The organism is Amycolatopsis sp. FBCC-B4732 (genome assembly GCF_023008405.1).
GTDB lineage: Bacteria > Actinomycetota > Actinomycetes > Mycobacteriales > Pseudonocardiaceae > Amycolatopsis > Amycolatopsis pretoriensis_A.
The window spans coordinates 2,483,747-2,501,388 of sequence record NZ_CP095376.1 but is presented as its reverse complement, the minus strand read 5'-3'; the positions used below and the strand labels follow the sequence as shown (position 1 = coordinate 2,501,388).

1 protein-coding gene is annotated in these 17,642 nt (G+C 75.2%); it reads right to left on the bottom strand.

The annotated features are described in order from the left end of the window. Window positions 1–12: 12 nt before the first annotated feature. Entirely contained in the window at window positions 13–17,616 is a 17,604-nt protein-coding gene (locus MUY14_RS46845; RefSeq protein WP_281506281.1) for a non-ribosomal peptide synthetase, read from the bottom strand. Window positions 17,617–17,642 lie beyond the last annotated feature (26 nt).

Below are 17,642 nucleotides of genomic sequence, written 5' to 3'. Positions count from 1 at the left end.
GTCATAGGCGCCTCAGGCTTCCTGGTCGGAGGCGAGGCTTTCGAGCTCGCCCAGGATGAGTTCCTCGACGGTGCCGGCGAGCCCGGTGACCGTGCGTGCGGTGAGCACGTCGGCCGGGGTTACCCGGACCGCGAACAGTGCGCTCGCCTTGGCCGCGATGTGCAGGCTCTTCAGCGAATCGCCGCCGAGGGCGAAGAAGCTGTCTTCGGCGCCGACGCGGTCCGTGCCGAGGACCTCGGCCCAGATCGCCGCGAGGGCACGTTCGGTGTCGGTCGCCGGCTCGACGTACCCGGTCGCGGCGGCTGCCGGTGCCGGCAGTGCCCGCCGGTCGACCTTGCCGTTGGCGCTCACCGGGATGCGCTCCAGCGCGACGAACGCCGCCGGCACCAGGTAGTCCGGCAACACGCCGGCCAGGAACTCGCGCAACACCGGGACGTCGGCGTCCGAAACCACGTACGCCACGAGCTGCTTGACGCCCGGCTGGTCTTCGCGGACGACGACCGCCGCCTGCGCCACCGCCGGGTGCTGGGCCAGCACGGCCTCGACCTCGCCGGGTTCGACGCGGAAGCCGCGCAGCTTGACCTGGTCGTCGGCCCGGCCGAGGAACTCCAGCGTGCCCACGGCCGTCCAGCGGACGACGTCCCCCGTGCGGTACATGCGTTCCCCGGGCGGGCCGGCCGGGTCGGCGACGAACCGGTCGGCGGTCAGCCCGGGCCGGCCGCGGTAGCCGCGGGCCAGGCCCGCCCCCGCGAGGTACAGCTCCCCCGGGACGCCCGGCGGCACCGGGCGCAGCGAGCGGTCCAGCACGTACGCGCGCATCCCGCCGAGCGGGCTGCCGATCGGGATCCGGTCCGGGACCACGTCGGCCATCGGGTGCGCGGTGGCGAACGTCGTCGTCTCGGTCGGGCCGTAGCCGTCGACGACCCGCAGCCCCGGGCAGGCGGCCAGGACCCGGCGCACCGCGGCGGCGGGCACGACGTCGCCGCCCGTCCAGATCTCGCGCAGCCCCGCGAAGCAGTCCGGGGTTTCCTGCGCCAGCACGCGGAACAGTCCGGCGGTCAGCCACATCGCGGTCAGCCGGTGCTCGCGGATCAGCGCCCGCAACGCCACTTCGTCGACGCCGTCACCGGGTGCGGCGACGACCGTGCCGCCGGTCAGCAGCGGCACCCACAGCTCGTACGTCGTCGCGTCGAACGCCAGCGGCGAGTGCAGCAGGACCCGCTCGTGCGCGCCGCCGCGGAACCGCTCGTCCGCGGCCAGCGCGGCGACGTCGCGGTGGCGCACCGCGACACCCTTCGGCGTACCGGTCGAGCCGGAGGTGTACATGACGTACGCGATCTGCTCCGGGTCGACGGCGACCACCGGGTCGGTGTCCGGCTCGTCGTCCACGGAGGACAGCAGGATCGTGTTCGCGTGCGGGTACTCGTCCTCCGCGACGACGAACCGGACGCCGTCCAGCAGCAGCCGCTGCCGGTCCAGGGGCGCGCGCGTGTCGAGCGGGAGGTAGGCCCCGCCCGCCTTGACTACCGCGAGCTCGGCGACCACCGCGCCGGCCCGGCCGACGGCGAGGCCGACCGGCTCCTCCGGCCGCAGCCCGAGCCCGACCAGCCGGTTGGCCAGCCGGTTCGCCCGCCGGTTCAGCTCGGCGTAGCTGACCGCGAAGCCGTCGAGGACGGCCGCGTCCGCGTCCGGCCGGGTGCGGACCTGCTCGGCGAACAGCTCCGGCAGCGAGCGGGACGGCGGCTCCGCGCCGGTCGTCGTCCACTCGCGCAGCAGCCGGTCCTCGGCCGGGGAGAGCATCCGGACCGCGCCGACCGGGCGGTCGCCGTCGGCGGTCAGCTCCCGCAGCAGCGTCAGCAGGTGCCCGGCGAGCCGGGTGGCCGTGGCGGCGTCGAACAGCGCCGGGTCGTACCCGAAGTCGACCGCCAGCTCGCGGCCCGGCGAAGCGACGACGGTGAGCGGGAAGTTGGTCGTCTCCCGCGCCGACAGGTCGCGCACGGTCAGGCCGTGCCCGGCTTCGGCGGCGGTGATCGGGTAGTTCTCGAACACCACCAGGCTTTCGCACAGGTTCACCCCGCCCGGCAGCCCGGCCCAGGCCTGGACCTTGGCCAGCGGGAGGTGGCCGTGGCGGCGGGCCTCGGCCTGCGCGGCCTGCAGAGCGGCCAGCCACCCCGCCACCGCGGCACCGCGGTCGACGGCGACCCGGACCGGCAGCGTGTTGATGAAGATGCCGGTGATCTCGTCCACGCCCGCGATCTCGGCCGGGCGGCCGGACGCGGTCGCGCCGAACACGACGTCGTCGTGCCCGCTGTAGGCCGCCAGCAGCAGCGCCCACGCGCCCTGCAGCACGACGTTGTGGGTGAGGCCGTGCCGTTTGACGAACGCGTCGAGCCGCGCGGTCTCGGCTTCGGCCAGGTGCACCGGCAGCCACTCGGAGGAGCAGGGAACACTCCCCGACGCCCGGTCGCCCGGGATCGGCGTGGGGCCTTCGACCCCGGCGAGCGCCGCGCGCCAGAAGCGTTCGGCTTCCGCCTGGTCGTGCCCGGCCAGCCAGGCCAGGTAGTCCCGGAACGGCGGCCGGGTCGGCAGCGGCTGCCCGGCGTAGGCGGTGCAGACGTCCGAAAGCACCTGGAAGACGCTCCAGCCGTCGAGCAGCACGTGGTGGAACGTCCACAGCACCTGGACTTCCGTCGCCGACACCCGGGCGAGCGTGACCCGCATCAGCGGCGCGACGGCGAGGTCGAGCCCCCGTGCGCGGTCCTCGGCGAGCAGCCGCGGCAGTTCCGCGGCCGCGTCGAGGCCGGTCCAGTCGAGCCGGCGGACCGGCAGCCGCACCCCGTTCCGCACGATCTGCAGCGGCTCCTCGACGCCGGCCCAGACGAAGGCCGTGCGCAGGACCGGGGTGCGGTCGACGACCCGCTGCCACGCCTCGGCGAGCCGGTCCGGGTCGGTGACGCCGTCGAGCACGAACGTCGCCTGCTCGACGTACATGCCTTGCTCGGTCTGGGAAAGGCCGTGGAAGACCATCCCGCCCTGCATCGGGGTGAGCGGGTAGACGTCCTCGACCGCCCGGCCGTCGCCGGCCAGCTCGTCCACTCCTGCCTGGTCGAGCGCGGCGAGCGGGAAGTCGGACGGCGTGCGGCCGCCGGCGGCCGGCTCGGCGCAGTGGGCGATGATCTCCCGCAACGCGGCCAGCATCCGGCCGGCCAGCGCCTCGACCGTCTCGCGGTGGTGCAGGCCGGTGGCGTGCGACCAGGTCAGCTCCAGCGTCCCGCCGGTGACCCGGCCGACCACGTCGAGCGCGTGGGTCCGGGGCGCGTCGGGATCGACGTCGGCGTCGAGCGCCCCGGTCCGGAACGGGCCTTCCGCGGTGTCGTCGAAACGGCCGAGGTAGTTGAAGCTCACCAGGGGGTCGATGTCCGGGGCGGTGCCGGTCAGGTACCGCAGAGCGCCGTAGCCGATCCCCCGCCGCGGCACCGCGCGCAGCTGCTCCTTCACCGCCTTGAGCGCCTCGCCCCAGTCTTCGGGGACGTCGAGGGCGATCGGGAACATCGTGGTGAACCAGCCGACCGTCCGCGAAAGATCGACGTCGTCGAACAGTTCTTCGCGGCCGTGGCCTTCGAGGTCGATCACCGGCGCGTGGCCGGTCCAGTCGTGCAGCACGCGGCCCAGCGCGGCCAGCAGGACGTCGTTGACCTGCGTGCGGTAGACGTCGGGAACTTCCCGCAGCAGCGCGCGCGTCTCGTCGCCGGTGAGCCGGACGGTCACCTCGGCGGTCCCGTCGATCGTGGCCGGCCCGTCGCCGTCGATGGGCAGCGGCGGCACCGGCGGGAGCGCCTGCCAGTGGCCCAGCTCGTCGTCGAAGCCGCCGGCCGCGGCGTGCCCGGCCAGCCGCCGGGCCCAGTCGAGGTACGACGTCGTCTTCGGCCCGGGTTCGCCGCCGCGGTAGGCGGTTTCGAGGTCCTCCAGGAGGATCCGCCACGACACACCGTCGACGACGAGGTGGTGCACGGCCAGCAGCAGCCGCCGCCCGTCGAGCACCGCGGCCAGCAGCGGCCCGTGCCCGGCGTCGAAATCGACGTCGTCGGTGAGCAAGCCCGCCGGCCAGACCGGTTCGCCGTGCTGGACGCGCCCGCGCGGGGTCTGCTCGAACCGCAGGCGGAGGGCGTCGTGGTGGGCCCAGACCGCGTCGAGCGCCCGGCGCAACGCGGGCACGTCGACGTCTTCGGCGAACTCCAGCACCACGCGCTGGTCGAACCGGGCCGGCTGGGTGGCGAAGTACCAGCGCTGGATCGGGGTGAGCGGGGCCGTGCCGGTGACCGGGCCCTGCTCGGCCCGCGGTCCGGCTTCACCGCCGGCGTGCGCGGCCAGCGCGGCCAGCGTCGGGTGCCGGAAGACGTCGTGCGGCAGCAGGGTCAGCCCGGCCCGGCGAGCCCGCGACACGACCTGGATGCTCAGGATCGAGTCGCCGCCGAGTGCGAAGAAGTTCGCGTCGGCGCCGAGGTCGCCGGTGCCGAGGACGTCGGCCCAGATCGCGGCCAGCGTCCGCTCGGCTTCGGTGGTGAGGGCGGTGCGCGCGCCGGCCGCGCCGAACTCCGGTGCGGGCAGGGCCCGCCGGTCGAGCTTCCCGTTGACGGTCAACGGGAAGCGCTCGAGCCGGACGAACGCGGCGGGCACCATGTAGTCGGGCAGCGTCCGGCCGAGGAACGCGGCGAGGTCGTCCGCTTCCCCGGTGTAGTACGCGACGAGCCGCTTGATCCCGTGGTCCTCCCGGGCCAGCACGGCGGCCTGGCCGACGCCCGGGTGCGCGGCCAGCGCGGCCTCGATCTCACCGGGTTCGATCCGGAACCCGCGGACCTTGACCTGCTCGTCGGCGCGGCCGGTGTACTCCAGTTCGCCGCGGGCGTTCCAGCGGACGAGGTCGCCGGTCCGGTACATCCGCTCCCCCGGCGGCCCGAACGGGTCGGGCCGGAACCGGTCGGCGGTCAGGCCGGGATCGCCGAAGTACCCGCGAGCCAGGCCCGCGCCGGCCAGGTGCAGCTCGCCCGGCGCGCCCGGCGGCACCGGCCGCAGGTCCGCGTCGAGGACGTAGGCCCGCATGTTGTCCAGCGGCTTCCCGATCGGGACGGCTTCGGGCACCGCGCCCGGCATCGGGTGCGACGTCGCGAACGTCGTCGTTTCGGTCGGGCCGTAGCCGTCGACGACGGCGGTCTCCGGGCAGGCTTCCCGCACCCGGCGGACCGCGGCGGCGGGGACGGCGTCGCCCCCGGCCCAGACTTCGCGCATCCCGCGGAAGGTGTCCGGGGCTTCCTGGGCCAGCAGCCGGAACAGGCCCGCGGTGAAGAACGCGCCGTGCACGCGGTGCTCGGCGATGATCCGCCGGTAGGTCTCGACGTCGAGGTCGCCCGGCGGGGCGACGACGACCGTGCCGCCGGACAGCAGCGGCACCCAGAGTTCGTACGTCGAGGCGTCGAACGCCGGGGACGCGTGCAGCAGCACCCGCTCGTGCGCGGCGAACCGCCGGTCGAAGGCCAGCGCCACGACGTCCTGCTGGCGCACGGCCACGCCCTTCGGCCGGCCCGTCGAGCCCGAGGTGTACATGACGTAGGCGAGGTTCTCCGGAACGGCCTGCCGCGGCGAGGCTTCCCCGCGCGGGCCGCCGGGCACCACCAAGTGTCCACTGTGGACTTCGGTGGCGGCCGCCGAGCGGTTCTCGTCGGTGACGAGGATCGGCACGCCGGTCAGCAGCGTTTTCAGCCGCGGGGCCGGCGCCCGGGTGTCGAGCGGCAGGTACGCCGCCCCGGCCAGGACGGTGGCGAGTTCGGCGACGACCAGGTCCGGCGAGCGGTCCAGCAGCACGCCGACCACCGTTTCGGGCCCGGCGCCGAGGGACGCCAGGTGCCGGGCCAGCCGCCCGGCGCGTTCGGCCAGCTCCGCGTAGCTGATCTCGACGTCGTCGCCGGCGAGCGCGACGGCGTCCGGGGTCCGGGCCACCTGCGCGGCGAACAGCTCGGCCAGCGTGCCGTCCGGCACCGGGTGGGCGGTGTCGTTCCAGGCGACGAGCACCTGGTGGCGATCCGCCGCGGTCAGCAGGTCGATGCCGTCGAGCGGGCGGCGCAGGTCCTCGGCGAAGGCGTCGAGGACGCCGGTGAGCTGCCGGGCGATCCGCTCGGCCGTCGCGGTGTCGAAGAGGTCCGGGTCGTAGCCGACGTCGAGGGTGATCCGCTCCCCCGGCGAGGCGACGACGCTGAGCGGGTAGTTGGTCGCCTCGGCGGCGTCGACGTCGCGCAGCCGCAGCCCCTGTGCCGCGCCCGCGGCCGCGTCGACCGGGTAGTTCTCGAAGACGACGAGGCTGTCGAAGAGGCTCCCCGTGGTCCCGCTCCACGCCTGCAGCTTCGTCAGCGGCAGGTGCCCGAACCGCCGGGCCTCGACCTGCCGGGCCTGCAGCGCTGCGAGCCAGTCCGCGACCGGCGCGCGGTCGGCGGTGACCCGCACCGGCAGGGTGTTGATGAAGATGCCGGTGATCTCGTCGGCGCCGGCCAGGTCGACCGGGCGGCCGGACACGGTGGTGCCGAAGCAGACGTCGCGTTCGCCGCTCAGCCGGGACAGCAGCAGCGCCCACGCACCCTGCAGGACGGTGTTCATCGTCAGGCCCGCGCGGCGGGCGGCGTCCTGCAGCCGGGCCGAGCTTTCCACCGGCACCCGCAGCCACTGCGACGAGCGGGTCGCGTGGGCGTGGGCCGGCGCCCGGTCGAACGGCAGCCGGGCGGGCGCGGCGAGGTCGCCGAGTTCGCCGCGCCAGTACCGTTCCGCCTCGGCGTCGTCCTGGCGGGCGAGCCAGCCGACGTAGTCGCGGAACGGCGGCCGCTCGGGCAGCTCGCCACCGGCGTAGGCGGCGAAGACGTCCGACAGCACACCGAAGACGCTCCAGCCGTCGAGCAGCACGTGGTGGAAGGTCCACAGGACGCGGACTTCGGTGCCGGAGAGCCGCACGAGGGTCAGCCGCTGCAGCGGGCTCGCGGTGAGCTCGAGGCCTTCGGCGCGGTCCGCGGCGACGACGTCCTGCCAGGCCCGGTCGTGCTCGGCACCCCGCCAGTCGAGGTGGGTGACCGGGACGGTGACCTGCCGCTGCACGACCTGCACCGGCTCGGGGACGCCTTCCCAGACGATCCGCGTGCGCAGCACCGGCGTCCGGTCGACGACCCGCTGCCACGCCCGGGCGAGCGCACCGGGATCGCTGACACCTTCGAGGACGAACGCGACCTGCTGGAAGTAGACGCGCTCCTCGCGCCGCTGGGCGAGGGCGTGGAAGACCATGCCGCCCTGCATCGGGGTGAGCGGGTAGACGTCCTCGACCGCGCGGCCGTCCCCGACCAGCTCGTCCACAGTGGACTGGTCGAGCCGCACCAGCGGGAAGTCGGACGGCGTCCGGCCGCCGGCACCCGGCTGCGCGCAGTGCCGGACGATTTCGCCCAGCGCCGAAGCCATCCCGGCGGCGAGCCGCTCCACAGTGGACTCCCGGTGCACGCCTTCGGCGTAGTACCAGGTCAGTTCCAGCTCGCCGTTCTCGACGCGGCCGACGACGTCGAGCAGGTGCGCCCGTGCCGAGCGCGGGCTCTCGTCGGACTCCAGCCGGCCGGAGCCGAACTGACCGAGGTAGTTGAAGCTGACCTGCGGGTCGATCGCCGGGACCGTCCCGCTCAGGTACCGCAGGGCGCCGTAGCCGACGCCGCGGCGCGGCACCGCGCGAAGCTGCTCCTTCACCGACTTGAGCGCGGTGCCCCAGTCGTCGGGGACGTCCAGCGCGACCGGGAAGACGCTGGTGAACCAGCCGACCGTGCGCGACAGGTCGACGCCGTCGAAGACGTCCTCGCGGCCGTGGCCTTCCAGGTCGACGACGGGCACCCCGCCGGTCCAGTCGCGCAGCACCCGGCCGAGCGCGGTCAGCAGGACGTCGTTGACCTGCGTGCGGTAGGCCGCGGGCACCTCGCGCAGCAGTGCTCCGGTCTCCGCGGCGGAGAGCCGGACGGTGACCGAGCGCATCGAGGCGACGGTGTTCGGCCCGGCGCCGTCGACCGGGACCGAGGTCTCCCCGGTCAGGCCGCGCCAGTGGCCGAGTTCGTCGTCGAACCCGCCGGCCGCCGCGTGCTCGGTGAGCCGGGTGGCCCACTCGCGGAACGACGTCGTGCGCGGCCCGAGGTCGATCGGCTCGCCGGTCAGCGCCTGGGCGTAGCCGCGGTCGAAGTCCTCGGCGAGCACGCGCCACGAAACGCCGTCGACGACGAGGTGGTGCACGGCGAGGCGGACTTCGCTCGCGGAAACGTCGAGGCGCACCAACGGGGTCTCGGCGCCGACCGGGCCGTTCTCCTGCTGCTCGCCGGTGAACCGCATCCGCAGGGCGTCGTGGTGCTCCAGCAGCGCCTCGACGGCCTGGCGGGCCGCGGCGACGTCGACCTGGTCCGGGCCGAGGCGGACGAACTGGTGGAAGTGCGCCGGCTCGGCGGTCTGGGTCGCGAAGAACCAGCGCTGGATCGGGGTGAGCGGGACCGGGCCGCTGACCGGGCCGCGGTCGGCGACCTCCTCGGCGGCGCGGGCGGCCACCGCGAGCGCGGCCGGGGTGCGGTGGGTGAACAGGTCGCCGGGCAGCAGTTCCAGCCCGGCGCGCCGGGCGCGGGACACCACCTGGATGCTGAGGATCGAGTCGCCGCCCAGCTCGAAGAAGTCGTCGGTGACCCCGACGCGTTCGACGCCGAGCACCTCGGCCCAGATCGCGGTCAGCTCCCGTTCCCGGTCGGTGCGCGGCGCGACGTGGTCGTGGCCGCCGAAGTCCGGCGCGGGCAGGGCCTGGCGGTCGAGCTTGCCGTTGACGTTGACCGGGAAGCGGTCGAGGCGGACGAACGCGGCCGGGACCATGTAGTCCGGCAGCGTCCGGCCGAGGAACTCGGCCAGGCCCTCGGTCTCGCCGACGACGTAGGCGACCAGCCGCTTGACGCCGCCGTCCGCGCGGGCCAGCACCGCAGCCTGCACGACGGCCGGGTGCTCGCCCAGCGCGGCTTCGATCTCGCTCGGCTCGACGCGGAAGCCGCGCACCTTGACCTGCTCGTCGACGCGGCCGACGAACTCGAGCGCGCCCTCGTCGTCCCAGCGCACGAGGTCGCCGGTGCGGTACATCCGCTCCCCCGGCGGCCCGAACGGGTCCGCGACGAACCGCTCGGCGCTCAGGCCGGGGCGCCCGAGGTAGCCGCGGGCCAGCCCGGCGCCGGCGATGTGCAGCTCGCCGGGCGCGCCCGGCGGGACGAGCCGGAGCTCGGCGTCGAGGACGTAGACGCGCGTGTTGTCCAGCGGCGCGCCGATCGGCACGACGTCCGGGACCTCGCCGGGCAGCGGGTGCACGGTCGCGAACGTCGTGGTCTCGGTGGGCCCGTAGACGTCGGCGACCAGCGTGTCCGGGCAGGCCGCCTGGACGCGGCGCAGGGCGACCGCGGGCACGGCGTCCCCGCCGGTCCACACCTCGCGGACGCCGGCGAAGACCTCCGGCGCCTCCTGGGCGACCAGCCGGAACAGGCCGGTGGTGAGGAACGCGCCGGTCACGCCGTGCGTGGTGAGCACCCGGCCGAGCGTGTGCACGTCGAGGTCGCCGGGCGGGGCGAGCACGACCGTGCCGCCGTTGAGCAGCGGCACCCACAGCTCGTAGGTGGCGGCGTCGAACGCCTGCTGGGAGTGCAGCAGCACGCGGTCGTGCGCGGCGAAGCGCCGGTCGGCCGCCAGCGCGGCGACGTCGCGGTGGCGCGCGGCCACGCCCTTGGGCGTCCCGGTCGAGCCCGAGGTGTAGATGACGTACGCGAGCTGGTCGCGGTGGGTCGGGACGGCCGGCGGGCTCGACGGGGCATCGCCGGAGCCGGTGACGATCACTCCACTGTGGACGTCTTCGGCCGTGGCCAGCCACTTCTCGTCGGCCACCAGGACGTCCGCGCCGGCCTCGCGCAGCAGCAGCCGCATCCGCTCGGCCGGGGCCCGCAGGTCCAGCGGGAGGTAGGCGCCGCCGGCCTTCACGATCGCCAGCTCCGCGGCGACGAGGGCGGGCGAGCGGTCCATCAGCACCGCGACCCGGTCTTCCGGCCGGACGCCGAGCTCGAGCAGCCGATGGGCCAGGCGGTTCGACCGCGCGTCCAGCTCGGCGTAGGTGACGGACTCGTCGTCGGTGACCAGCGCGACCGCGCCGGGGTCCCGCCGGACGGCGGCGGCGAACAGCTCGGGCAGCGTGTCTTCCGGGATCGGGCACGCCGTCGCGTTGCGGTCTTCCAGCAGCTCCCGGGTCTCGGCGGCCGACAGCATCGGGATCCGGGTCACCGGCTCGTGCGGGGCGGCGGCGAACCCGCGGACCAGCGCGGCGAGGTGGTGCGCCAGCCGCCCGGCGAGCGCGGGGCCGATCAGGTCCGGGTCGTGGTTCAGCACCAGCGACAGCCGGCGGCCCGGGTAGGCGACGACGCCGAGCGGGTAGTTGGTGCGCTCGGCCGCCCGCACGTCCCGCAGCCCGGGCACCTCGGCGGCGGGGTAGTTCTCGAAGACGACGATGCTGTCGAAGAGGCTCTGCCCGGAGCTTTCGCCGAGGGCCTGCAACCGGGTCAGCCCGAGGTGGCCGAACCGGCGCGCCTCGGCCTGATTCGCCTGCAGGTCACGCAGCCAGTCCGCGACCCCGCGGTCGCGGTCGAGGCGCACCCGCACCGGCAGCGTGTTGATGAACAGGCCGGCGATGTCGTCCGCGCCGGGCAGTTCGGCCGGGCGGCCGGACACCGTGGCGCCGAAGCACACCTCGGCCTCGCCGCTGTAGCGAGCCAGCAGCGCCGCCCAGGCACCCTGCACGACGGTGTTGACCGTCAGGTGGTGCCGCCGCGCGAACGCCTGGACCGCGGCCGAAGCCTCGTCGTCGAGCTCGACCGGGACACGGCCGGTCGAGCTGGCCGTGTGCGCGCGGGTGGCGGTCCGGCCGCCCGGCAGGGGCGTCGGCGCCACGCCGGCGAGTTCGGCGCGCCAGTGCGCTTCGGCGCGCTCGTCGTCCTGCGCGGCGAGCCAGGTGGCGTAGTCGCGGAACGGCCGTCGCGCGGGCGGCTCCGCACCGCGCAGCACCGCGAGGACGTCGGACAGGACGCCGAAGACGCTCCAGCCGTCGAGCAGCACGTGGTGGAAGGTCCACACGACCCGCACCGACGTGGCCGAGTCCTTCGCGATGACCAGCCGCATGAGCGGGGCCCGCGTCAGGTCGAGCCCGTCGGCGAGGTCGCCGGCCAGCAGCCGCCGCAGCTCCGCGTCCGCGTCCACTGTGGACCAGTCCGGGTAGGACACCGGGACTTCCGCGCTCCGCTGGACGATCTGCAGTGGCTGAGGTACGCCCTCCCAGACGATCCGGCTGCGCAGCACCGGCGTCCGGTCGACGACCCGCTGCCACGCTTCGCCGAGCCGCCGTGGGTCGGACACGTCGTCGAGGGTGAAGGAGATCTGTTCGAAGTAGTTGCGGTCGCCGCGGCGGGCCAGGCCGTGGAAGACCATCCCGGCCTGCATCGGGGTCAGCGGGTAGGCGTCCTCGACGCCGTCGCCCAGCGCGTCCACCCCGGCCTGGTCGAGCCCGGCGAGCGGGAAGTCCGACGGCGTGCGGCCGCCCGCGCCCGGCTCGGCGCAGTGCCGGATGATCGCGCGCAAGGCGTCGAGGAAGCTCTCGGCGAGCCGCGCGACGGTGGCCTCGTCGTGCACGTTTTCCGCGTAGTGCCAGGTGAACCCGAGGGTGTCGCCGTCGGCCTGGCCGACCACGTCGAGCAGGTGCGGGCGGCGGTCGGCGAGGTCGGCGTCCAGCGAGACGTCACCGGGCGGGCCAGCGTAGAAGTCGCCGGGGAGGTCGAACCGGCCGAGGTAGTTGAAGCTCACCTGCGGGTCGACGGCCGGGGCGCTACCGGTGAGGTACCGCAGCGCGCCGTAGCCGATCCCCCGCCGGGGAACCGCGCGCAGCTGCTCCTTCACCGACTTCAGCGCCTCGCCCCAGTCCTCGGGGACGTCGAGGGCGACCGGGAACATGCTGGTGAACCAGCCGACCGTCCGCGACAGGTCGACGCCGTCGAACAGCTCTTCGCGGCCGTGGCCTTCGAGGTCGATCACCGGCACCTCGCCGGTCCAGTCCCGCAGGACCCGGCCCAGCGCGGTCAGCAGGACGTCGTTGACCTGCGTGCGGTAGACGTCCGGGACCTGCCGCAGCAAGGCCCGCGTCTCCTCGGCCGACAGCCGGACGGTGACCGCGCGCTCCTGGGCCACGCTGTCGGGCCCGGTGCCGTCGACCGGGAGCGGGGCGACGGCCGGTACGGCCCGCCAGTGGCCGAGTTCGTCGTCGAAGCCGCCGGCGTCGGCGTGCGCGGCCAGGCGGGCGGCCCACTCCTGGACCGACGTGGTGCGCGGCCCGAGGTCCTCGCCGCGGTAAGCGGTTTCGAGGTCCTCAAGGAGGATCCGCCACGAGACCCCGTCGACGACGAGGTGGTGGGCGGCCAGGTGCAGCACGCGGCCCGACAGCGACCAGCGCAGCAGCGAACGCCCCTCGCCGGCGCCGGCGTTGTGCAGCCGCCACGTGCCGTCGTCCCGGGTGAACCGGGTCCGCAGGGCGTCGTGGTGCTCCGCCAGCGCGGCCATCGCCGCCGTGAGCGCCACCACGTCGACGTCCTCGGTCAGCTCGACCGCGATCGCCTGGTCGAACCGCTCCGGCACCAGCGCGGTCTCGAAGAACCAGCGCTGGATCGGGGTCGGGACGACGGCGCCGGACACCGGCCCGCGCACCGGGGCCGCCCCGGCCTCGGTGACCACCGCGGCCAGTGCCGCGATCGTCTGGTGCCGGAACAGGTCGGCGGTGGTCACCGCGAGCCCGGCCCGCCGGGCGCGGGCGCTGACCTGGATGCTGAGGATCGAGTCGCCGCCGAGTGCGAAGAAGTTGTCGTCGACGCCGACGCGGTCGACGCCGAGCACCTCCGCCCAGATCCCGGCGAGCACGGCCTCCCGCTCGGTGCGGGGCGCGCGGCCACCGGCCTCGAACGCCGGTTCCGGCAGCGCCCGCCGATCGACCTTGCCATTGGCGCTCAAGGGCAATGCGGTCAGCACGACGATGGCCGAGGGCACCAGGTAGTCCGGCAGCGTGCGTCCCAGCGCACCGCGCAGCACCTCGGTGTCCACTGTGGTCTCTTCGGCCGGCACGACGTAGCCGACCAGCCGCTTGCGGCCGCCGGTGACCCGCACCACGACGACGGCCTGCGCCACCGCGGGTTCGGCGGCCAGCGCGCGTTCCACCTCGGCCGGTTCGACCCGGAAGCCGCGGATCTTGACCTGGTCGTCGGCGCGGCCGGCGAATTCGAGGGTCCCGTCGGTGCGCCACCGGGCGCGGTCGCCGGTGCGGTACATCCGCTCGCCGGGGCTCCCGAACGGGCAGGCGACGAACCGGTCGGCGGTCGCGCCCGGCCGGCCGGCGTACCCGCGGGCGAGGCCGGGCCCGGCGATGCAGAGCTCGCCGAGCGCGCCGCGCGGCACCGGGCGCAGGTGCTCGTCCAGCAGGTACCCGCGCATGCCGTCCAGCGGAGTGCCGATCGGCACGGTTTCGGGTACCGCGCCGGTCATCCGGAAGGACGTCGCGAACGTCGTGGTCTCGGTCGGGCCGTACCCGTCGACGACGGCCAGGCCGGGGCAGGCGGCCAGGACGCGGCGCACGGCGTCGGGCGGGACGACGTCCCCGCCGGTCCAGACCTCCCGCAGCCCGGTGAAGCAGTCCGGGGCGTCCTCGGCGAACAGCCGGAACAGCCCCGCCGTGAGCCACATCGCGGTGACGCCGTGGGCCGCGGTGAGCGTCCGGACGACGTCGGCGTCGAGGTCACCCGGCGGGGCGACGACGACGGTGCCGCCGGTCAGCAGCGGCACCCAGAGTTCGTAGGTGGACGCGTCGAACGCCAGCGGCGAGTGCACCAGCACGCGCTCGTGGGCGCCACCGGCGAACCGCGGGTCGGCGGCCAGCGCCACGACGTCGGCGTGCCGGACCGCGACCCCCTTGGGCAGGCCGGTCGACCCGGAGGTGTACTCGACGTAGGCCAGGTTCTCGGGGTCGATCGCGATCTCGGGAGCGGTCGCCGGCTCGTCCACATCGGACACGATCAGCGTCGGTCCGTCGTGGACGGTCGTCGCGGTGCCGTGCCACCGCTCGTCGGTGAGCAGGAGATCGGTCCCGTCGAGCAGCAGCCGCAGCCGGTCTTCCGGGGCGCGCAGGTCCAGCGGGAGGTAGGCGCCGCCGGCCTTGAGGATCGCCAGCAGGGCGACGACCAGGTCGGCCGAGCGGTCCATCAGCACGCCGACGCGGTCCTCGGGGCGGACGCCGAGCCGGGCCAGGCGCCCGGCGAGCCGGTCGGCCCGGGCACGCAGTTCGCCGTAGTCCCAGCGGATGTCGCCGCAGCGCACGGCCGGCGCTTCGGGCCGGCTCGCCGCGACGCGGTCGAAGACGTCCGTGACGGTGTCCCCCGGCCGGTCGCCCACCGCGGCCGGGAGCAGGAACCGGCGGTCGTCCGCGGTGAGCAGCGGGAGCGCGCCGACCGCGCGGGCGGGGTCGGCGGCGATGCCTTCGAGGAGTACTTCGAGGCTCGCGGTCAGCCGGGCGATCGTGGCCGCGTCGAAGAGCGCGGTGGCGTACTCCACGGTGACCCGCAGGCCGTCCTCGCGCGGCCAGAACTCGATCACCAGGTCGAACCGGGCGGACGGGCGCGGCAGGTCGTGCTCGCGCACCCGCAGCCCGGCCACCTCGCGCGGCCGGACCAGGGGCGTCTGCAGCACGACCACGGCCTGCACCAGCGGGGTGCGGGACGGGTCGCGGTCGGGCTGGACCTCCTCGACCACGCGGTCGAAGGGGACGTCGCCGTGCGCGAACGCCTCCAGCACGGTCTCCCGGAACGCGGCGAGGAAGTCCGTGAACGGCCGGTCACCGTCCACAGCGGACCGCAGCACGAGGGTGTTGACGAAGAACCCGGTCAGCGCTTCGAGTTCGGGCCGGTCGCGCCCGGCCACGGCGGTGCCGACGGCGATGTCGCGCTGCCCGCCGTAGGCCGCCAGGAGCAGCTGCACGGCCGCGGTCAGCGTCATGAACGGCGTCGCCCCGAGCGGGCGGCCGGCTTCGGTGAGGCGGTGCACGAGACCGGCGGGCAGGTCGTGGTGGTGGACGGCGCCCGCGGTGTCGCGCTGTGCGGGGCGCGGGCGGTCGGTCGGCACGCCGAGCGGCTCGAGGCCGTCGAGCCGTTCGCGCCAGTACGCGGCCTGGCTGTCCACTTCGGACTGCTGTTGCCAGCGCGTGTAGTCGCCGTAGCCCAGCGGGAGCGGCGGCAGGGTGGCTCCGGCGTACAAGTCGAGGAGTTCGCCGGTCAGGATGCCGATCGACCGGCCGTCGGTCACGATGTGGTGCTGGCACAGCACGAGCAGGTGCTCGCCCGGTCCCTGCGGGTAGAGCACGGCCCGGGTCAGCGGCCCGGTGCGCAGGTCGAACGGGGTGCCCAGCTCGGCCGCGAGGACGTCGTCGTCCGCCGGGGCTCCGGCCAGGCGCAACGGGATCTCGCCGGCCGGGGCGATCCGCTGCACGCCCTCGCCGTCCACCGCGTCGAACGTCGTGCGCAGCGACTCGTGGCGGGCGCACAACGCGGCGAGTGCCCCGCGCAGGGCGTCGACGTCGAGCGGGCCGGACAGCGTGAGCCCGACGGCGGTGTTGTACTCGGCGCTGCTGCCGACGAGCTCGTCGAGGAACCACAGGCGCCGCTGGGCCGGGGACAGCGGGAGCACCTCGGCGGGCGGGGTGACCGGGATCGCGGCCTCGTCGGCGCGCGGCGCGTCCTCGATCAGCCGGGCCAGCCCGGCGACGCTCGGCGCGTCGAACACCGCCCGGGCCGAAAGCCTTACGCCGAACGTGCGGCGCAACCGCGACAACGCCTGCACGGCGAGGATCGAGTCGCCACCGATGGCGAAGAAGTCGTCGTCGGCGCCGAGGCCGGGTACGCCCAGCACGTCGGCCAGCACGCGGGCCACCTCGCGTTCGGCCTCGGTCCGCGGCTCGGCGCCCCGCTCGCCCGGGTCCGCGGGCGGCGCGGGCAGCGCCCGGCGGTCGACCTTCCCGTTGCCGCTCAGAGGAAGCGCGTCGAGGAGGACGAAGACCGACGGCACCATGTAGTCCGGCAGCGCCGCGCCGACGACGTCCCCCAGGTCGCCGAGCACGGCACCGGGAGCCGCGACGACGTAGCCGACCAGCCGCTTGGCGCCGGGCCGGTCCTCCCGGGCCACGACGACGGCCTCGGCGACACCGGGCGCGGCGGCGAGCACCGTCTCGATCTCACCGAGTTCGACGCGGAAGCCGCGGACCTTGACCTGGTCGTCGGCACGGCCGAGGAATTCGAGCTCGCCCTCGGCGTTGTGGCGCACCAGGTCGCCGGTGCGGTACATCCGCTCGCCGGGCGCCCCGGCCGGGTCGGCCACGAACCGGTCCGCGGTCGCACCGGGCCGCGCCCAGTAGCCGCGGGCCAGCCCGGCCCCGGCCAGGTGCAGCTCACCGGGTTCGCCCGGCGGGACCGGGTTCAGCGCGGCGTCCAGCACCCGCACGCCGACGTCGTCGAGCGGGCGGCCGATGGGGACCGCGTCGGGCACCCGGTCCGCCGACGGCATCCGGTGGCTGGTCGCGAAAGTCGTGGTTTCGGTGGGGCCGTACCCGTCGACGACGGTGAGGCCGGGGCAGGCGCCCAGCACCCGCCGCACGGCCGCGGCCGGGACGACGTCCCCGCCGGTCCAGACCTCCCGCACGCCGCGGAAGCAGTCCGGCGCTTCCTGCGCCACGACCCGGAAGAGCCCGGCCGTCAGCCAGAGCGCCGTGACGGCGTGCCGCTCGATAAGGCCGCGCAGGGTCTCCACGTCCAGGTCGCCGGGCGGGGCGACGACCACCGTGCCGCCGCTCAGCAGCGGTACCCACAGCTCGTACGTCGTCGCGTCGAACGCGGCCGGCGAGTGCAGCAGCACCCGGCGGTGCGCGTCGCCGGCGAACCGGCGGTCCGCGGCGAGCGCCGCCACGTCCCGGTGCCGGACCGCCACGCCCTTCGGCGCGCCGGTCGAGCCCGAGGTGTGCATGAGGTAGGCCAGCCGGTCACCGTCCACATCGGGCAGCGCGCGGTCCCGCTCCGGGAGTTCCTGCCCGGCGACGATCACGGGTCCACCGTGGACGCGGGCGGCGCGCTCGGGTTCGTCGGTCACCAGCACCGAAACCCCGGCCGTGGCGAGCACCAGCCGGAGCCGGTCGTCGGGGGCCCGCAGGTCGAGCGGCACGTAGGCGCCACCGGCCAGCACGACCGCCAGCTCGGCGACGACGAGCTCGGCCGAGCGCCGCAGCAGCAACCCGACCCGGTCCTCCGGGGACAGTCCCAGCCGGAGCAGGTGGGCGGCGAGCCGCTCGGCGCGCTCGGCCAGCTCGGCGTAGGTGAGCCGATCGGCACCGTCCACCGCGACGGCGCCGGGGGTTTCGCGGACCCGGGCGGCGAACAGCTCGGTCAGGACCCCGGTTCTCGCCGGGGTGTCTTGCACGGTCATCGTCGGTCGTACCTTCCGGGCGCAGG